We start from the raw sequence: 17330 nt of genomic DNA, 5'->3' as shown, positions 1-17330 counted from the left end.
TTTTCCATTCCAACGGAAATGCTCCGGCACAGGACAAAGGGGCGGCGGATTTCCACTGGACTGGAATAGGGTGGAGTGTGCGACGCGAAACTTACGGCTGCCTTTCTTGAAACTTACAAAACCTTACAGCAACGATGGTAATGATGGCAGTGAGGGCTGCTTCCCGGCGGCCTTCCCGCCCGCCTCCGCAGCCGCGTTATTTTTTACGAACGATCGTGCTAAAACTATGTTATTCTGCCATTCAGACATCGCGCCCGGCCTCGTCCAGCGATGCTCCGGAATGATCGGCCGGGCAGGAAAATCCATAACACCGACAAGCATCACGACCAACTCACCAAGACAAGGAGCTACAAATGACTGACGCCGTCATCGTTTCCACAGCCCGTACCGGCCTGGCCAAATCCTGGAAGGGCGCATTCAACATGACCCATGGCGCGACCATGGGCGGCCATGCGCTCAAGGCGGCGATCGAGCGCGCCAAGATCGATCCGGCGGAAGTCGAGGACGTGCTGATCGGCTGCGCCACGCCGGAAGGCGCGACCGGCAGCAACATCGCCCGCCAGATCGCCCTGCGCGCCGGCTGCCCGGTCACGACCGCCGGCATGACCATCAACCGTTTCTGCTCCTCCGGCCTGCAGACCATCGCCACCGCCGCACAGCGCATCATTGCCGGCGAGGGCGACGTCTATGCCGCCGGCGGCGTCGAGTCGATCTCCTGCGTGCAGAACGAAGCCAACCGCCACATGATCGTGGAAGCCTGGCTCAAGCAGAACAAGCCGGAAGTTTACTGGCCGATGCTGCAGACCGCGGAAACCGTCGCCAAGCGCTACAACATCAGCAAGGAAGCCCAGGACGAATACGGCGCGCGCAGCCAGCAGCGTGCCGCCGCCGCGCAGGCTGCCGGCAAGTTCAACGATGAAATCGTTCCGATGACCACCATCATGGGCGTGGCCGACAAGGAAAGCGGCATGCTCACGACCCGCGAGGTCACGATCTCCGCCGACGAAGGCATCCGCGCCGACACCACCTTCGAAGGCGTGTCCAAGATCCGCACCGCGCTGCCCGGCGGCGTGATCAGCGCGGGCAATGCCTCGCAGTTTTCCGACGGCGCCTCGGTGGCGATCCTGATGAACAGCAAGCTCGCCGAGCAACGCGGCCTGCAGCCGCTGGGCATCTTCCGCGGCTTCGCCATCGCCGGCTGCGAGCCGGATGAAATGGGCATCGGCCCGGTTTTCGCCATTCCCAAGCTGCTGAAGAAGACCGGCCTGTCGGTCAGCGACATCGGCCTGTGGGAGTTGAACGAAGCATTCGCGGTGCAGGTGCTGTACTGCCGCGACAAGCTCGGCATTCCGGATGACCGCCTGAATGTCAACGGCGGCGCGATCGCCGTCGGCCATCCCTACGGCGTTTCCGGCGCCCGCCTGACCGGCCATGCGCTGATCGAGGGCAAGCGCCGCGGCGCCAAGTACGTGGTCGTTACCATGTGCATCGGCGGCGGCCAGGGCGCGGCCGGCCTGTTCGAAGTCGTCTGACATCGGTAATGCATGGGCGCTGCGGCGCCCATGCTTGCATTGGGCGTTCCCGCAACGGGGACGTCAGCTGATCGCATCCAGAACATGCATTGCGTGCCGCCGCGTGGCGCGCACGCCCGGAGATCCAACATGCAATCCAAGATCGTTTCCCGCCGTGATTTCGAATTTCTGCTTTACGAATGGCTCAATGCCGAGGCGCTGACCTCCCGCGCCCGCTACGCCGACCATTCGCGTGAAACCTTCGACGCCGCGCTCGATACCTGCGAAAAGATCGCCACCGACCTGTTCGCGCCGCACAACAAGAAGAATGACCAGGAAGAGCCGCATTTCGACGGCGAAAAAGTGCACATCATCCCCGAGGTCAAGACCGCCTTGAAGGCGTTCTGCGAATCCGGCCTGATGGCGGCCGGCCAGGACTACGAGTTCGGCGGCATGCAACTGCCCTGCCTGATCGAAAAGGCCGGCCTTGCGTATTTCAAGGGCGCCAACGTCGGCACCTCGTCCTATCCCTTCCTGACGATCGGCAATGCCAACACCCTGCTCAAGTGCGGCACGCCCGAGCAGATCGACACCTTCGTCAAGCCCATGCTGGAAGGCCGGTTCTTCGGCACCATGTGCCTGTCCGAGCCGCAGGCCGGGTCGTCGCTGTCCGACATCGTGACCCGCGCCGAGCCGCAGGAAGACGGCAGCTACCGGCTCAAGGGCAACAAGATGTGGATTTCCGCCGGCGAGCACGAGCTCTCCGAGAACATCGTACACCTCGTGCTGGCCAAGGTGCCCGACGAGAACGGCAAGCTGATTCCCGGCGTGAAGGGCATTTCCCTGTTCATCGTGCCGAAGAAGCTGGTCAATGCCGACGGTTCCATCGGCGAACGCAATGACGTCGTGCTGGCCGGACTGAACCACAAGATGGGCTACCGCGGCACCACGAACTGCCTGCTGAACTTCGGCGAAGGCAAGTTCAAGCCGGGCGGCAAGGCTGGCGCGATTGGCTACCTCGTGGGCGAAAAGCACAAGGGTCTCGCCAACATGTTCCACATGATGAACGAAGCGCGCATCGGCGTGGGCCTGGGCGCGGTCATGCTCGGCTATACCGGTTACCTGCACGCGCTCGAATACGCGCGGGAGCGCCCGCAAGGCCGTCATCCCCAGGCCAAGGATCCGGCGCAGCCGCAGATCCCCATCATCCAGCATACCGACGTCAAGCGCATGCTGCTCGCGCAGAAGGCCTATGTCGAAGGCGGGCTCGCGCTCAACCTGTATTGCGCGCGCCTGGTGGATGAGGAGCGCACCGCCGAATCGGAAGAAGCGCGCCGCCACGCCACGCTGATGCTCGACATCCTGACGCCGATCGCCAAGTCCTGGCCGTCGCAGTGGTGCCTGGAAGCCAACAACCTCGCCATCCAGGTGCACGGCGGCTACGGCTACACCCGCGAGTACAACGTCGAGCAGTTCTACCGCGACAACCGCCTCAATCCCATCCATGAGGGAACGCACGGCATCCAGGGGCTCGACCTGCTCGGCCGCAAGGTGGTCATGCAGAACGGCGCTGCGCTCAAGGCGCTCGGCGCGGAAATGATGAAGACCATGGCGCGCGCCAGCGAAGTGCCGGCGCTCGCGGGCTACGGACGGGCGCTCGGCGCGGCGCTGGACCGCATCGGCAAGGTCACGCAGGCGCTGTACGCGGCCGGCGACCTCAACAAGACCCTGGCCAATGCCTCCGCCTACCTCGAAGCCTTCGGCCACACGGTCGTGGCCTGGACCTGGCTGGAGCAGGCCTTGCTCGCGGTCGGCAAGGAAGGCAGCCACGATGCCGATTTCTATCGCGGCAAGCTGCAGGCCTGCGCCTATTTCTTCAAGTGGGAACTGCCGCGCATCCAGCCCCAGCTCGACCTGCTGGAAAGCCTCGACACCACCACGCTCGACATGCAGGACGCGTGGTACTGAACCATCCCGACGATACACCATAAGCACACCATAACAGGAGACCCAGATGCGCACTACCAAGGAATTGTTCGACCTCACCGGACGCACCGCCCTCGTCACCGGCGGCTCTCGCGGCCTCGGCCTGCAGATCGCCGAGGCGCTCGGCGAACTCGGCGCGAAGATCGTGCTCTCGTCCCGCAAGCAGTCCGACCTCGACGAGGCGGTGGCACACCTCAAGACGCGCGGCATCGAAGCCAGCGCCATCGCGGCCGACCTCAGCCAGGAATCCAGCGTCGAACCGCTGGTGGAAGAAGCCCTCAAGCGCCTCGGCCACATCGACATCCTGGTCAACAATGCAGGCGCCACCTGGGGCGCGCCCGCCGAGGACTACCCGGTCGATGCCTGGGACAAGGTCATGAACCTCAACGTCCGCAGCATCTTCCTGCTGTCGCAGGCGGTCGGCAAGCGTTCCATGATTCCCCGCCAATATGGAAAGATCATCAATGTGGCATCGATCGCCGGCTTCTCGGGCAACAGCCCGTCCTCGCCGATGAAGACGGTGGCCTACAACACTTCCAAGGCGGCAGTCATCAACTTCACCCGCACGCTCGCCGGCGAATGGGGCGTGCATGGCATCACAGTGAACGCGATCGCTCCCGGCTTCTTCCCCTCGAAGATGACCAAGGGCCTGCTGGAAAAGGCGGGCGAGGGCGCGATCGCCCAGCGCGCTCCGCTGCAGCGCATCGGCGATGACGAAGACCTCAAGGGCATTGCCGCCCTGTTCGCCACCGATGCATCCAAGCACATCACCGGCCAGGTGATGGCGGTAGACGGCGGCGTGTCGGCGGTGCACTGATGGTCATCCAGCCCGGCAGCCCGGCGCAGGCGTTTCCCGTCGAGATTCCGTTCCTGCACGATCTCGGCGTGGAATTCCTGGGCATGGGGAACGGCGAGGCACAGGTCGCGCTTAACCTCGAGCACCGGCACACCAACAGCTGGAACGTCACCCATGGCGGCATCGTGATGACCTTGCTGGACGTGGTGATGTCGATGGCCGGGCGTTCCCTCGACCCGGACGCGCGCGGGGGCGTGACGGTGGAAATGAAGACCAGCTTCCTGCAGCCTGCCGGCCAGCCCGGCGGGCGCGTGGTCGCCAAGGGTCGCGCATTCCACAAGTCGATGACCCTGTGTTTCTGCGAAGGCGAATTGTGGAGCGGCGACAAGCTCGTGGCCAAGTCCATGGGCACGTTCAAGTACCTGAAGCGCGTCGATGCCGCGAAGAGGAAGGACCCGGGCAGCCGCCCGAGTCCGGGCAGCGACGAAGCGCTGTCCACCTGAGCGCATGACCGCATGAGCCCGGCCCGCCAGGCGCAAGCATGTAGCAATGTCCGCAGCGTCAGCCTGCGGGACTAAACCAAGATTGAAGACAAGGAGACAAGATGTCCACATTCAAGCGCATCGTTCTCGCATCGCGTCCGCAAGGACAGGTCGCGCCAGACAATTTCCGGCTGGAAGAGGTGCCGGTTCCCTCGCTCAAGGACGGCGAGCTGCTGGTCCGCAATCATTACCTGTCGCTCGATCCCTACATGCGCATGCGCATGGAAGACGTGAAGAGCTACGCCGCGCCGCAGGCGATCGGCGACACCATGGTCGGTGGCACGGTGGGCGAAGTCGTCGACTCGAAGAATCCGAAGTTCGCGGTGGGTGACAAGGTGCAGGGCATGCTCGGCTGGGCGGAGATGGGCGTCTCCGACGGCGCGCTGCTGCGCAAGCTCGACACCACCCACATTCCGCTTTCCGCCTACCTGGGCGCGGTCGGCATGCCGGGAATGACCGCCTGGTATGGCCTGACGCAGATCATGCAGCCCAAGGAAGGCGAGACCATCGTGGTGTCCGCCGCCAGCGGCGCGGTGGGCAGCGCGGTCGGCCAGCTCGCGAAGCAGCGCGGCTGCCGCGCGGTCGGCATTGCCGGCGGCAAGGAAAAATGCGACTACGTGGTCAATGAGCTGGGCTTCGATGCCTGCATCGACTACAAGGCGGGCAATCTCGCGGCCGATCTTGCGCAAGCGACGCCGAACGGCATTGATGCCGTGTTCGAGAACGTCGGCGGCGAAGGCTTCGATGCCTGCCTGGCGCGCATGAACCCGTTCGGACGCATTGCGCTCTGCGGCCTGATCGCTGGCTACGATGGCCAGCCCATGCCGCTCAACAACGTGCGTTACCTTCTGACCATGCGGCTGACGCTGCGCGGCTTCATCGTGTCCGAGCACATGGACCTGTGGCCGCAGGGCTTGAAGGAACTCGGCGGTCTGGTGGCGACCGGCAAGCTGAAATACCGCGAGACCGTCGCCGGCGGCCTGGCCGCCGCGCCGGAAGCCTTCATGGGCATGCTGAAGGGACGCAACTTCGGCAAGCAGATCGTGAAGCTGATCTGAGGATGCCATGGCAGAAATCATCTTCCATCACTATCCCAACTCGCCGTTCTCGGAAAAGATCAGGCTGATCTTCGGCTTCAAGAAGCTGGCCTGGCAATCGGTCGTGATTCCCGCGATCATGCCCAAGCCCAAGCTCATGCCCCTGACCGGCGGCTACCGCCGCACGCCGGTCATGCAGATCGGCGCGGACATCTATTGCGATTCCGCGCTGATCGCCGACGTGCTGGAACGCATCGCGCCCACGCCGACCCTGTACCCGGCCGCGGTGGAGGGCGCCTCGCGCATCCTGGCGCAATGGGCCGATTCCACCTTGTTCTGGACCATGATCACCTATCTGTTCCAGCCGGCGGGCGTGCAGAGCGCGCTCGGCAACATGTCGCCGGAACAGGTCAAGGCCTTCGGCGCCGACCGCGCCGCCTTCCGCGGCAGCATGCCCCGCATGACGCTCCCCGAAGCGACCGCCAGCCTGTCGCTCTACCTGCAGCGCCTGGAAAACATGCTGGCCGGCGGGCAGGATTACCTCTTTGGCAGCGCGCCGAGCATCGCCGACTTTTCGGTCTATCACTCGGTGTGGTTCCTGCGCGCCGCGCCGCCGGTGGCCGGCATCCTGGATGCGGCGCCGCGCCTGCTCGCATGGGCGGACCGCATGGCGGCATTCGGCCATGGCGACCTCGAGAAGATGAACGCCGACCGTGCCCTGGAAGTGGCGCGCGAGAGCAGCGGCGCGGCCTACGATGCGCCTTTCGTCGATCATCATGGCGTGCAGCCTGGCGACAAGGTGGCGATCATGCCGACGGACTACGGCATCGACCCGGTGGAAGGGGAACTGGTACTGGCGACAGGCACCGAACTCGCGGTCCGGCGACACGATGAGCTTGCCGGCACGGTGGTGGTGCATTTCCCGCGCATCGGCTTTCAGATGAAGAAGGCGTAGGGCTAGCCCGGTCATTCCCGACTCCCTTAATTATCCCCGGGAAGGCGGGGATCCCATTTCGGCAGTCCGGTGCGCCGCGCAATGGGATTCCCGCCTGCGCGGGAATGACAGAGAAGACCAGAACCGACCTCGACCATAGCAACCATTCGCAGATATTTAGGAGACCTCACATGCAAAATTTCAAGGATAAAGTCGCCGTCATCACCGGCGGCGCGAGCGGTTTCGGACGCGAGTTCGCCAACATCGGCAAGGACCTCGGCATGAAGCTGGTGCTGGCGGACGTGCAGCAGGATGCGCTCGACAAGACACGCGCCGAACTCGAAGCGCAAGGCGCGGAAGTGCTGGCGATGCGTTGCGACGTGCGTAAGGCGGAGGAAGTGCAGGCCCTGGCCGATGCGACCATGCAGCGCTTCGGCGCGGTCCACCTGGTATTCAACAATGCGGGCGTGGGCTCGGGCGGGCTGGTCTGGGAAAATTCCATCGCCGACTGGGAATGGGTGCTCGGCGTGAACCTCTGGGGCGTCATCCACGGCGTGCGCACCTTCACGCCGCTGATGCTGGAATGCGCGAAGAAGGAAGCGGGCTACCAGGGTCACATCGTCAACACCGCGTCGATGGCGGGCATGCTGAATGCGCCGAACATGGGCATCTACAACGTGTCCAAGCACGCGGTTGTGTCGCTCACCGAAACGCTGTACCAGGATCTCGACCTGATCGGCGCGCCCATCGGCGCCTCGGTGCTGTGCCCGTATTTCGTGCCGACCGGGATCAGCCAGTCGCACCGCAACCGTCCCGAGGATCTCAAGGACGAGACAGGCCCAACTACCAGCCAGCTCGTAGCGCAGGCGGTGTCCGACAAGGCAGTCTCTTCCGGCAAGGTAACGGCTGCCGATGTGGCGAAGCGCACCTTCGACGCTATCCGCGACAACCAGTTCTACGTCTTCTCGCATCCCCATGCGCTTGGCAACGTGCAGACGCGCATGGAAGACATCATGACGCTGCGCAACCCCAGCGACCCGTTCGTTGCCGCGCCGCAGATCCGGGAGATGCTGCAATCGAAGCTTCGCGGACAGTGACATGACGGCCCCGATCCTGGAAGGGCAATACGCGGCGTTGTCCAATGGAACGCGCCTGCACTATGCCAGCGCCGGCGAGCGAGGCAAGCCGCTGCTGCTGTTCGTGCACGGCTTTCCCGAGTTCTGGTACGAGTGGGAAGCCCAGCTGAAGGAATTTGGCGGCGACTACTTTGCCGTCGCTCCCGACCTGCGGGGCTTCAACCTGTCCGACATGCCGCAGGAGCTGAGCGCCTACAAGGCGAAGCACATCGTCGATGACCTGCGTCTGCTGGCGAAACATCTCGGCTATGACAAGTTCACGCTGGTCGCCCACGACTGGGGCGGGGCGATCGCCTGGAATCTCGCGATCGCGCTGCCGGAACTGCTGCACAAGCTGATCATCATCAACTCGCCGCATCCTTACCTGTTCATGAAGGCGCTTGCCGAAGATCCTGCGCAGCGCAAGGCAAGCGATTACATGAACTGGCTGCGCGCGGAAGGATCGGAAGAAGCGCTGGCGAAGGACGACTTCGCCTTGCTCGAGCGCCTGCTGAACGGCATGGGTCAATCGCCCACGCCATGGTTCGACCAGAAAACGCGTGCGCGATACCATGAATGCTGGGCGCGCGGATTGCGCGGCGGCGTGAATTACTATCGCGCCTCGCCGCTGCATCCTCCAACAGACGATCATCCCGGCCCGCTGAAACTGCAGCTCGATCCTGAGGATTTCCGGATCAAGGTGCCCGTGCGCGTCATCTGGGGCGAAAGCGACATCGCCTTGCCGGTGTCACTGTCGCATGGCCTGGATGCGTTCATCGACGACCTGCGCATCGAGCGCATTCCCGAAGGGTCGCACTGGATCGTGCACGAGCAGCCCGAGCGTGTGAACCGCTTGCTGCGCGGCTTCCTCGCGGATTGAAGTCCGCTCGCCCATGAGCGGTCAGGCGGGCATGTCGCCGATCGGCGATAATGCCCCGCTCGACCTTCATTCCCTGTTCAACGAAACATCATGTCACGCGCCGATTTCTCTTTTTTCCATTCGCTTCGCGTCCGCTGGGCCGAAGTGGACATGCAAGCCATCGTCTTCAACGGACACTACCTGACCTACTTCGACGTCGCGTTCACCGAATACTGGCGCGCCACCGGCCTGCCGACGGTAGTGCAGCAGGCGGAAGAGGGCAAGGAACTCTTCGCACGCAAGTCGACAATCGAATACCTGGCGCCGGCGCGCTTCGACGACGTGCTGGACATCGGCGTGCGCTGCGCCGCCTTCGGCCGGACATCGGTGCGCTTCGTGCTGGAAATCCACAAGGGCGATGAACACCTGATTTCCGGCGAACTGGTGTACGTCTATGCCGACACGACGGTGCGCAAGGGCGTGCCGTTTCCCGAGGAGTGGCGCGATAGGCTGTCGGCATTCGAGAAGACGGTGCCGGAGGCGGCATGAGGCGTGAGACGGCGGCGCGCCTCGTCACCGGCGACTGGGAAAGCATCAAGGAAGGTGCCCAGGCCGTGCGCTACGACGTCTTCGTGGTGGAGCAGCATGTGCCGCTGGAGATGGAGTGGGACGAGATGGACGCTCTCAGCCTGCATGTCGTCGCGTATGACGACGCGGGGAAGGCGATCGGCACGGGCCGGTTGCTGCCCGACGGACATATCGGCCGCATGGCGGTGCGCCCCGAGGCACGCAATAGCGGTCTCGGCGGACGCATGCTGCAGGCATTGATGGACAAGGCGCGCGAGCGCGGCGACCAGACGGTGGTGCTGCATGCCCAGACCCAGGCAGAACGGTTCTACCAGCGGCATGGGTTCGCGCGCGAGGGGGAAGAGTTCATGGAGGCGGGGATTGCGCATGTGACGATGCGCCGGGAGCTTTGCTGAATTGACGGGGGCTGTCCGCCATGCTGGCTTCTCCGCCCACGTCCTTCGTTCCCGCCTTCAATCAGCGCACGACATGCTCGTACAAGGCCGCGTCGCGCTCCCCGGCTAGCTGAACCACCGTCGACGAGCGCGTGCCGTATTCCGGCGACTCGATGAACGCCGCCGACAGCACGCGTTCCCATTCCTTGCTGACGCCGGTATGTGGCAGTCGGCAGTCGGAGGCGCGCGTGGTATCGCTCAGCATCTCGATGTAGGCTTCGCGCGGCGCGCCCTGGCACAGCAGGCTGGCGAACTGCGCCTTGGTGCGTACCACCTTGGGCCAGGGGGAATCGAGGGAGGCGTTCGACAAGCCATAGACGCCCGGCGCAAGCGGCTTGCCGTTGCGCGGATCGTCTTCCGCCTTGTTGGAGAACCAGACGAGGCTGCGGTGATGGCCAATCAGCAGGTTGAAACCGTTGTAGCGGTGCGCGCCCGCGGCTATTTCGCGGATGTAGTCTTCCGGGCTGAGCGATCCGGCGAGGTAATCGCGCACCAGCTTGCCGCGGCTCGGCGCATCGCTGCGCTTTTCGTTCGGCGCGCGCACGTTGGTGATGCAGGCAAAGCGGCCATCGCGGTTGATGCCCATCCAGGTTCCGCCATCCCGCCGGTCGCGTCCGGCATAAATGTCAGGGTGGTCTTCCCACCAGTGGGCGGGCTCGGTGGGGCGCTCGAAGAACTCGTCGCGGTTTCCCGCGGCGAGCAAGGGCATTCCCGGTACGACCTGCCACGCAAATACGATCAAGCACATGGTGCAACATCCACAAAACACTCGACATGGCGCTGGCCGTCGATGAACGAGGCCAGGCCGGCTTGCTCGACCGCGCGGTCGATCCCTTGCCTGGCGCCGGCGGTCACGCCGGCGTAGGTTTCCATCCAGGTCTGTCTGCCGTCTTTTTCTTCGGGGCGGCGCTTCAGTCCGGTGACGATACCATATTCCCGCGTCAGTCCGCTTTGCATCGCGAGCACGCGGTCGCGCAGCGCGTCCGCGTGCCGCGGATCGACGCGGTAGTACACGTACAGATCCATGCTCAGGCGGGATCGGTGAGCGGGTAGGGCAATTCGCCGAATCGCAGCGCCGGGCCGTCCGGCGCGCCGAGGTGGATGGTGCCGGCGTCCAGCGCCGCCAGCTTGATCTCGACCAGGCATTCGGTCTCGCCGCTGGCGTTGCGCTCGGCATTGACCACCATGCCGCAAGGCTGGCCCGGATCCTCGCTGGAGAACAGCTCGCCGCCCACCGGCACGTCCTCCGACTCCGACGCGATCGTGGCCAGCTGCATGCGGCGCTTGAGCTTGCCGAGGTACTGGCTGCGTGCGACGATTTCCTGGCCGGGGTAGCAGCCTTTCTTGAAGTTGACGCCGCCGACGAGTTCGAAGTTGATCATCTGCGGCACGAACTGCTCCTGCGTTCCCTGGGTAATGACCGGCATGCCGGCGCGGATCTCGGTCAGCCGCCAGGTGCTCGTTCCGGCGGGTGTGAGGGCGGCGCAAAGCGCGGGCCATGCCGCCTGCGCCGTTTCGACCGGCGCGATCCACTGGTAACGCGGCTGGCCGCCGGCGTCCGCGAGGCGGATCAAGGTGCCCGCTTCAGAAGACGCCGCGAGGAAGGGCGCGCCCGGCAGGTTGGGGAAATGGCCGCGCAGCGCGGCGCCGGCCTTGGCTCCGCCTAGGCCCAGCGCCACGAAACGATCGGAGGCATCGGCCAGTTTCACCTTGGAGCGCAGGATGAACATCTGCAGGCGGCGCTGGATTGCCGGCTGGAGATGATGTGGAAGCTGGAGGAAGATCGACTCGCCCTGTTTCCAGGTCAGGAAGGTCGCCATCAGCCGGCCCTTGGGCGAGCAGTAACCCGCCAGCCGCGCCGTGCCCGGCCCGAGGTGCTCGACGTCGTTCGTCAGCTGGTTGTGGAGGAAGCCCGCCGCCTCCTCGCCGGTTGCCTCGATCAGGCCGAGATCCGTCAGCGGCGCGACGAAGCCCTCGGCGATCTGTGTGTCGGCAACCTGCTTGCCGAAGCTGGCGATGTCGCCGAAGGACGCGATGGCAGGATTGTCGGTCGCCAGCGTGGCGCCGTGTTCCATCAGAAAATGCAACCAGGCATTGCTCATTTCAGTCTTACCCTCTTGTTGGCTCAACAACGTATGATGACGTCTCGATTATAGTGATGTCTGCCTTCGCGCGTCGGCGGACTGCCGGCGTCGCGCTTGATCTTTCCCCATGAGGATTTATTTAGTTGAAGAAATTTCTGGCATTCGTTCTCCTGGTGGCGCTGGGCGCCGCCGGCTACGGCTACTTCTGGGTGCATCATCCCCTCATTCCCGCCGGCGGCCAGCCGATCGATTTCGCGGTCAAGCCCGGCAGCAGCGTGCGCGGCACCGGACAGCAGATCGAGGCTTCCGGCATCCCGGTCAATCCGCTGATGTTCGCGCTGCTGGCGCGGTTCAGCGGCAAGAGCGGACGGCTCAAGGCCGGCAACTACACGCTCAAGCCCGAGACCACGCCGCTCGGCCTGATCGAGCAGCTGGTGCGCGGCGAACTGGCGCAGGAATCCCTGGTGGTCATCGAGGGCTGGACTTTCAGGCAGATGCGCCAGGCGGTCAACGCGCATCCGGCGCTGCGCCACGATACGGTGAATCTCGGCGACAACGAGCTCATGGCCAAGGTCAGCAGCGACTACAAGGTCCCGGAAGGCATGTTCTTCCCAGACACCTATCTGTTCGCCAAGGGCTCGAGCGACCTGCAGATCTTCAAGCGCGCGCATGCCCTGATGCTCAAGCACATGGATGACGAATGGGCGCGGCGCGATCCCGCGGTTCCCTACAAAAACCGCTACGAGGCGCTGATCATGGCCTCAATCATCGAAAAGGAAACCGGGCAGGCCGGGGAGCGCGACATGATCGCCGCGGTGTTCGTGAACCGGCTAAAGCGCGGCATGCTGCTGCAGACCGACCCGACGGTCATCTATGGCATGGGCGACAAATTCCAGGGCAACATCCGCAAGCGCGACCTGGAGACCGACACGCCCTACAACACCTACACCCGCCCCGGATTGCCGCCCACGCCGATCTCGCTGCCCGGCGCAGCCTCGATGGCGGCCGCGGTCAATCCGACGAAGACCGACGTGCTGTACTTCGTGTCGCGCGGGGACGGCACCAGCCACTTCTCGAACAACCTGAACGACCACAACCGCGCGGTGAACAAGTATCAGCGCCAGCAATAGCGGCGGGGCGGGAAACCGGGCGATAATGCCGGCTGACATCGCACCACGGGCTACACCATGACAGTTGGCAAGTTCATCACTTTCGAAGGCATCGACGGGGCAGGGAAGTCGACCCACCTGCAATTCGTCGCCGGGCTGCTCGGGCAGCGCGGCATTCCCGTCGTCGTGACGCGGGAGCCGGGCGGCACGCCGCTCGGCGAGGCGCTGCGCGAGATGGTCCTGCACCAGCCGATGCACCTCGAAACCGAAGCCTTGCTGATGTTCGCCGCGCGGCGTGAGCATCTCGCCCAGGTCATCGAGCCGGCGCTCGCGCGTGGCGACTGGGTGATCTCCGACCGGTTCACGGACGCGTCCTTTGCCTACCAGGGAGGCGGAAGGCGGCTTTCTCGGGAAAAGCTGGAAATCCTGGAGCGCTGGGTCCATCCGCACCGCCAGCCCGATCTGACCCTGCTGTTCGACGTGCCGCTCGAGGTCGCCCGCGCGCGCCTCGACGCCACCCGCGAACTCGACAAGTTCGAACAGGAAAAGGCGGATTTCTTCGCCGCGACCCGCGCCGAGTACCTGCGCCGGGCCGAGGAATTCAAGGCCCGCTTCCGCATCATCGATTCCACGCGGCCCATTCCCGACATTCACAAGGAACTTGAAAATATCATCGCAGGGCTTTGATTTTCAAGGGAATTTCATACCGTATTAAAGTCATTTCTCATGACCGATTTCGCTTATCCCTGGCTGGCCGGACCTTGGCATCGCCTGCAAGCCTTGCGGGAACGCCTGCCCCATGCCCTGCTGTTCCATGGCCCGGAAGGCATCGGCAAGACCGCCTTTGCCGAACTCTTTGCCCAGGCCTTGCTGTGCCAGGCTCCCGCGCCGGATGGCCGGCCCTGCGGGCGCTGCGATTCCTGCGGCTGGTTCAGCCAGTACAGCCATCCTGACTACCGCCGCGTGCGTCCGGAGGTCCTCGACGAGGATGGCGGTGAGGGCGGAGATGGTGACGCGAACGCCGAAGATGCCAAGGAAACGAAAGGCGGAAAGTCCAAGGCGAGCAAGACGCCATCGAAGGAAATCAAGATTGACCAGGTCCGGGCCCTGGCCGATTTCATGAACATTTCCACGCACCGCCAGGGCTTGCGGGTGGTGGTGCTGTATCCGGCCGAGGCGTTGAATACCGCCTCGGCGAACGCCTTGCTCAAGACCCTGGAAGAGCCGCCGCCGGGAACGGTATTCCTGCTGGTGTCGCACAGCCTGGACCGCCTGCTGCCGACCATCCTGTCGCGCTGCCGCAAGTTTGCGCTGGCCATGCCGCCCGCCGCCGAGGCGATGGCCTGGCTCGAAGGCCAGGGCGTGAATGAGGCGGACGTCTGGCTGGCAGAACAGGGCGGCGCGCCGCTGAACGCCCTGGCCGCCTCCGAATCCGGCATGCGCGAAGTCCTGGACGAATTCCTCCATCTCTTGCTCAAGCCCGGCACGGACAGCGCGCTCAAGGGTGCGGAAAAGCTGCAGAAGACCCCGGTGCCGCAGCTCGTGGCGTGGCTGCAACGCTGGGTCCATGATGTTATCTCACTGAAACTTTCGGGCAGAATCCGGTATTATCCCCGGTACCGCCAGCAACTCGCCGCGCTGGCGGACAAGGTGGACACCGCCGGCCTGCTGCGCATGCAGAAGAGCCTGAACGACAGGCGCGCCGTCGCCGAACATCCGCTTGCGCCGCGCCTGGTGATCGAAGACATGCTGCTGGACTATGCGCGGATCTTTCCGGCGCAGGCCCGACAAGCATGACGTCGCAGGTGAACATGACGCCGCTGCCGGCGGCATGAGGCCGGCCTCCGGCGATCCGAGCGTACCAAGACCGTGAAACGACACACGACATGACAGACCTGACCGCGACCGTACCCAACACCAGCAATCCGGTGATTGCCCGTCCCTCCGTCCTGTCCCTGCCGATCAAGGAAAAGGCCGCACTCTATGCCGCCTACATGCCCTTCCTCGCCAACGGCGGCATCTTCGTCCCGACCACCAAGGCCTACGGCATCGGCGACGAGATCTACCTCATTCTCACCCTGATGGATGACCCGACGAAATATCCGATCGCCGGCAAGATCGTCTGGGTGACGCCCGCCGGGGCCAACAACAACAAGGCGCAGGGCATCGGCGTGCATTTCTCGTCCGATGAAAGCGGCCAGCGCGTCAAGCACCGCATCGAGGAATTGCTCGGCGCCGCGCTTCGCTCCTCCCGCGCCACCCATACCCTCTGATTCTCTTTCCTGGCTTTCATGACGTATTCGCATCGCATCGCCCGCTTCGACGACCTGCCAGAGATCGTCGCCATCTACAACAGCACGGTCGCCTCGCGCGAGGTGACCGCCGATACCGAACCGATCTCCGTCGAATCGCGCCATGCGTGGTTCCACGACCATGTGCCCGACCGGCGCCCGCTGTGGGTGGTGGAAGAGGAAGGAAAGGTACTGGGCTGGCTGTCCTACTCGAACTTCTATGGCCGGCCCGCCTATTCGGGCACCGCGGAATTGTCGATCTACATCCATGAAGCGGCACGCGGCAAGGGCCTGGGCCGCTATTTCCTGGAACAGGCAATCGCCTTCGCGCCGCAAATCAAGGTCCATACCTTGCTCGGCTTCATCTTCGGCCATAACCAGCCCAGCTTGCGGCTGTTCGAAGCCTTCGGCTTCGAGCGCTGGGCCGACATGCCGCGGGTGGCCACGCTCGATGGCATTGAGCGCGACCTGGTGATCATGGGCAAGCGCGTCGCCTGAATTTTCCCGGTTTCGCCCGCCGGCGGGCCGGCTTGCCAGGCGGCGGCCACCGCGGCATCGGCGTAAAATGCCGGGATGTTCATCGATTCCCATTGCCACATCGATTTCCCCGAGCTCTCCGCCCGGCTTCCGGAAATCCTCGACAAGATGCGGGACAACCAGGTCAGCCATGCCCTGTGCGTCTCGGTCGACCTGCCCGACTTTCCGCGCGTCCGCGCCCTGGCGGAGCAATATCCTCACATCTACGCCTCGGTCGGGGTGCATCCCGATTACCCCGAGACGCCCGAACCGACGGTCGAAGAGCTGGTGCGCCTGTCGGACCATCCGAAGATCGTCGCCATTGGTGAAACCGGCCTGGATTACTACCGCCTGGAAGGCGACCTCGAATGGCAGCGCGCCCGTTTCCGCACGCACATCCGGGCCTCGCGCGAGACCGGCAAGCCCTTGATCATCCACACCCGTTCCGCCTCCGAAGACACGATACGCATCATGCGCGAGGAGGGTGCCGGTCCGGATGCGGGCGGCGCCGGCGGCGTCATGCACTGTTTCACCGAAAGCCTTGAAGTCGCGCAAGCCGCGATGGACATGGGCTTTTATATTTCCTTTTCGGGCATCGTCACCTTCAAGAGCGCCAGGGAGTTGCAGGCGGTTGCCCGGGCGGTCCCGCTGGAGCGCATGCTGATCGAAACCGATTCGCCTTACCTTGCCCCCGTGCCTTACCGCGGCAAGATGAACGAACCGGGCTTCGTGCGGCATGTCGGGGAGTTCCTCGCCACCTTGAAGGAAGTGCCTCTGGATGAACTTGCGCGCCAGACGAGCGCCAATTTCCATGCGCTGTTCAAGGTGCCCGCCGGCCAGTCCACTCACCCGGAAACGACATGACACCTTCTTCTTCCGTTGCGCGCACCCTGGTGCTCGCGCTTGCCCTGGCGGCATCCGCGCCGGTGGCGCTGGCCGGCGCCTACGATGATTTTTTCCGCGCCGCAAAGCTCAACGACGCCAAGGAAGTCCAGACGCTGATCGCGCGCGGCTTCGACCCGAACACCCAGGACGAGGCACGCGGCGAGACCGGGCTCATGGTCGCGCTGCGCGAGGGATCGATGGAGACTTTCCAGGTCTTGCTGAATGCGCCCGACATCAATCTCGAAACCCGCGCCCGCAACGGCGATACCGCGCTGATGATTGCCAGCTTCCTCGGCAACCTGCCGGCGGTGAAAGCGCTGCTGGACAAGGGCGCACAGGTGAACCGCCCCGGTTGGACCGCGCTGCATTATGCCGCCGCGATCGGCAACAACGACATCGTGAGCCTGCTGCTCGAGCAGCATGCCTACATCGATGCGGAGTCCCCCAACAAGACCACGCCGATCATGATGGCGGCCCGCGCCGGCAAGATCTACACCGTCAAGCTGCTGCTGGACGAGGGCGCCGACGCCACGCTCAAGAACGATCTCGGCATGACCGCCATCGATTTCGCGGAAAAGAACAATTTCAAGGATATTGCCGAAGGCCTGACCGCCCGGCTGCGCAAGGCCGGCAAGCTTTAGGC

20 protein-coding genes are annotated in these 17330 nt (G+C 64.2%); 17 read left to right on the top strand and 3 right to left on the bottom strand.

The genetic code is table 11. The features are described from left to right. Window positions 1–353 precede the first annotated feature (353 nt). The 10 genes from G3574_RS01385 to G3574_RS01340 all read left to right on the top strand — a co-directional run bounded on the left by G3574_RS01385 (window position 354) and on the right by G3574_RS01340 (window position 9763). Complete coding sequence (locus G3574_RS01385; protein WP_163960139.1) at window positions 354–1532, top strand: acetyl-CoA C-acyltransferase; 1179 nt, start codon at window positions 354–356, stop codon at window positions 1530–1532. A 129-nt stretch (window positions 1533–1661) separates the two neighbouring features. Next, window positions 1662–3479: an acyl-CoA dehydrogenase gene (locus tag G3574_RS01380; protein WP_163960137.1), complete on the top strand. Its 1818-nt coding sequence runs from the start codon at window positions 1662–1664 to the stop codon at window positions 3477–3479. A 46-nt stretch (window positions 3480–3525) separates the two neighbouring features. Then, window positions 3526–4314 (top strand): SDR family oxidoreductase, encoded by a 789-nt coding sequence (locus G3574_RS01375; RefSeq protein WP_163960135.1) that lies wholly within the window; start codon window positions 3526–3528, stop codon window positions 4312–4314. Then, window positions 4314–4796 carry a PaaI family thioesterase gene (locus G3574_RS01370; protein ID WP_163960132.1) on the top strand — a complete coding sequence of 161 codons (483 nt, stop codon included), beginning with the start codon at window positions 4314–4316 and terminating at the stop codon, window positions 4794–4796. The genes G3574_RS01375 and G3574_RS01370 overlap by 1 nt, the downstream gene beginning before the upstream one ends. A gap of 101 nt (window positions 4797–4897) precedes the next feature. Beyond that, window positions 4898–5893, top strand: a complete 996-nt coding sequence (locus G3574_RS01365) for an NADP-dependent oxidoreductase (RefSeq protein WP_163960130.1) — start codon at window positions 4898–4900, stop codon at window positions 5891–5893. A 7-nt stretch (window positions 5894–5900) separates the two neighbouring features. Then, window positions 5901–6827: a glutathione S-transferase family protein gene (locus G3574_RS01360; protein WP_163960128.1), complete on the top strand. Its 927-nt coding sequence runs from the start codon at window positions 5901–5903 to the stop codon at window positions 6825–6827. Window positions 6828–6997: 170 nt separating this feature from the next. Beyond that, a complete protein-coding gene (locus G3574_RS01355) occupies window positions 6998–7903 on the top strand; it encodes an SDR family oxidoreductase (protein WP_163960126.1) in 906 nt (301 codons plus the stop codon). A 1-nt stretch (window position 7904) separates the two neighbouring features. Further along, entirely contained in the window at window positions 7905–8801 is an 897-nt protein-coding gene (locus tag G3574_RS01350; RefSeq protein ID WP_163960124.1) for an alpha/beta fold hydrolase, read from the top strand. A gap of 90 nt (window positions 8802–8891) precedes the next feature. Beyond that, window positions 8892–9329: an acyl-CoA thioesterase gene (locus tag G3574_RS01345; protein ID WP_163960122.1), complete on the top strand. Its 438-nt coding sequence runs from the start codon at window positions 8892–8894 to the stop codon at window positions 9327–9329. Continuing rightward, window positions 9326–9763, top strand: a complete 438-nt coding sequence (locus tag G3574_RS01340; protein WP_163960120.1) for a GNAT family N-acetyltransferase — start codon at window positions 9326–9328, stop codon at window positions 9761–9763. Before G3574_RS01345 ends, G3574_RS01340 begins: the two co-directional genes overlap by 4 nt. A gap of 61 nt (window positions 9764–9824) precedes the next feature. On the opposite strand, the gene G3574_RS01335 is transcribed toward G3574_RS01340, so the two are convergent. Genes G3574_RS01335 through ygfZ form a run of 3 tightly spaced genes read right to left on the bottom strand, consistent with a single transcriptional unit; the run spans window position 9825 to window position 11877 of the window. Further along, complete coding sequence (locus G3574_RS01335; RefSeq protein ID WP_163960119.1) at window positions 9825–10550, bottom strand: NRDE family protein; 726 nt, start codon at window positions 10548–10550, stop codon at window positions 9825–9827. Further along, window positions 10541–10828: a DUF4936 family protein gene (locus G3574_RS01330; protein WP_163960117.1), complete on the bottom strand. Its 288-nt coding sequence runs from the start codon at window positions 10826–10828 to the stop codon at window positions 10541–10543. The genes G3574_RS01335 and G3574_RS01330 overlap by 10 nt, the downstream gene beginning before the upstream one ends. Window positions 10829–10830: 2 nt before the next feature. After that, window positions 10831–11877 (bottom strand): CAF17-like 4Fe-4S cluster assembly/insertion protein YgfZ, encoded by a 1047-nt coding sequence (ygfZ, locus tag G3574_RS01325; protein WP_235952882.1) that lies wholly within the window; start codon window positions 11875–11877, stop codon window positions 10831–10833. A 152-nt stretch (window positions 11878–12029) separates the two neighbouring features. Between ygfZ and mltG the strand changes: the two genes are divergently transcribed. The 7 genes from mltG (at window position 12030) to G3574_RS01290 (ending at window position 17328) form a co-directional block, all read left to right on the top strand. Continuing rightward, the gene (mltG, locus tag G3574_RS01320; protein WP_235952879.1) at window positions 12030–13016 is read left to right on the top strand and encodes an endolytic transglycosylase MltG; all 987 of its coding nucleotides are present in this window, start codon (window positions 12030–12032) and stop codon (window positions 13014–13016) included. Window positions 13017–13073: 57 nt separating this feature from the next. Continuing rightward, on the top strand, window positions 13074–13682 hold the full coding sequence (gene tmk, locus G3574_RS01315; RefSeq protein ID WP_163960113.1) for a dTMP kinase: 609 nt from the start codon (window positions 13074–13076) through the stop codon (window positions 13680–13682). Between the two features lie 39 nt (window positions 13683–13721). Beyond that, window positions 13722–14792 (top strand): DNA polymerase III subunit delta', encoded by a 1071-nt coding sequence (locus G3574_RS01310; protein ID WP_163960111.1) that lies wholly within the window; start codon window positions 13722–13724, stop codon window positions 14790–14792. Between the two features lie 89 nt (window positions 14793–14881). Then, on the top strand, window positions 14882–15268 hold the full coding sequence (locus G3574_RS01305; protein WP_163960109.1) for a PilZ domain-containing protein: 387 nt from the start codon (window positions 14882–14884) through the stop codon (window positions 15266–15268). Window positions 15269–15286: 18 nt separating this feature from the next. Continuing rightward, complete coding sequence (locus G3574_RS01300) at window positions 15287–15784, top strand: GNAT family N-acetyltransferase (protein ID WP_163960107.1); 498 nt, start codon at window positions 15287–15289, stop codon at window positions 15782–15784. A 75-nt stretch (window positions 15785–15859) separates the two neighbouring features. Further along, window positions 15860–16666, top strand: a complete 807-nt coding sequence (locus G3574_RS01295; protein ID WP_163960104.1) for a TatD family hydrolase — start codon at window positions 15860–15862, stop codon at window positions 16664–16666. After that, window positions 16663–17328 carry an ankyrin repeat domain-containing protein gene (locus G3574_RS01290; protein WP_163960102.1) on the top strand — a complete coding sequence of 222 codons (666 nt, stop codon included), beginning with the start codon at window positions 16663–16665 and terminating at the stop codon, window positions 17326–17328. Before G3574_RS01295 ends, G3574_RS01290 begins: the two co-directional genes overlap by 4 nt. The last annotated feature ends 2 nt before the right edge of the window (window positions 17329–17330 follow it).

This window comes from Noviherbaspirillum galbum, from assembly GCF_010974945.1.
Lineage (GTDB): Bacteria > Pseudomonadota > Gammaproteobacteria > Burkholderiales > Burkholderiaceae_D > Noviherbaspirillum > Noviherbaspirillum galbum.
The sequence above is the reverse complement of the archived record's forward strand: the minus strand, read 5'-3'. Positions and strand labels throughout refer to the sequence as shown.

Coding starts and splice junctions, on each gene's coding strand:
- ygfZ (WP_235952882.1), bottom strand. CDS start 11,877: ATGGAACACGGCGCCACGCTGGCGACCGACAATCCTGCCATCGCGTCC.
- G3574_RS01335 (WP_163960119.1), bottom strand. CDS start 10,550: ATGTGCTTGATCGTATTTGCGTGGCAGGTCGTACCGGGAATGCCCTTG.
- G3574_RS01305 (WP_163960109.1), top strand. CDS start 14,882: ATGACAGACCTGACCGCGACCGTACCCAACACCAGCAATCCGGTGATT.
- G3574_RS01300 (WP_163960107.1), top strand. CDS start 15,287: ATGACGTATTCGCATCGCATCGCCCGCTTCGACGACCTGCCAGAGATC.
- G3574_RS01380 (WP_163960137.1), top strand. CDS start 1,662: ATGCAATCCAAGATCGTTTCCCGCCGTGATTTCGAATTTCTGCTTTAC.
- G3574_RS01290 (WP_163960102.1), top strand. CDS start 16,663: ATGACACCTTCTTCTTCCGTTGCGCGCACCCTGGTGCTCGCGCTTGCC.
- G3574_RS01375 (WP_163960135.1), top strand. CDS start 3,526: ATGCGCACTACCAAGGAATTGTTCGACCTCACCGGACGCACCGCCCTC.
- G3574_RS01340 (WP_163960120.1), top strand. CDS start 9,326: ATGAGGCGTGAGACGGCGGCGCGCCTCGTCACCGGCGACTGGGAAAGC.
- G3574_RS01385 (WP_163960139.1), top strand. CDS start 354: ATGACTGACGCCGTCATCGTTTCCACAGCCCGTACCGGCCTGGCCAAA.
- G3574_RS01360 (WP_163960128.1), top strand. CDS start 5,901: ATGGCAGAAATCATCTTCCATCACTATCCCAACTCGCCGTTCTCGGAA.
- G3574_RS01355 (WP_163960126.1), top strand. CDS start 6,998: ATGCAAAATTTCAAGGATAAAGTCGCCGTCATCACCGGCGGCGCGAGC.
- G3574_RS01330 (WP_163960117.1), bottom strand. CDS start 10,828: ATGGATCTGTACGTGTACTACCGCGTCGATCCGCGGCACGCGGACGCG.
- G3574_RS01295 (WP_163960104.1), top strand. CDS start 15,860: ATGTTCATCGATTCCCATTGCCACATCGATTTCCCCGAGCTCTCCGCC.
- tmk (WP_163960113.1), top strand. CDS start 13,074: ATGACAGTTGGCAAGTTCATCACTTTCGAAGGCATCGACGGGGCAGGG.
- G3574_RS01350 (WP_163960124.1), top strand. CDS start 7,905: ATGACGGCCCCGATCCTGGAAGGGCAATACGCGGCGTTGTCCAATGGA.
- G3574_RS01365 (WP_163960130.1), top strand. CDS start 4,898: ATGTCCACATTCAAGCGCATCGTTCTCGCATCGCGTCCGCAAGGACAG.
- G3574_RS01370 (WP_163960132.1), top strand. CDS start 4,314: ATGGTCATCCAGCCCGGCAGCCCGGCGCAGGCGTTTCCCGTCGAGATT.
- G3574_RS01310 (WP_163960111.1), top strand. CDS start 13,722: ATGACCGATTTCGCTTATCCCTGGCTGGCCGGACCTTGGCATCGCCTG.
- G3574_RS01345 (WP_163960122.1), top strand. CDS start 8,892: ATGTCACGCGCCGATTTCTCTTTTTTCCATTCGCTTCGCGTCCGCTGG.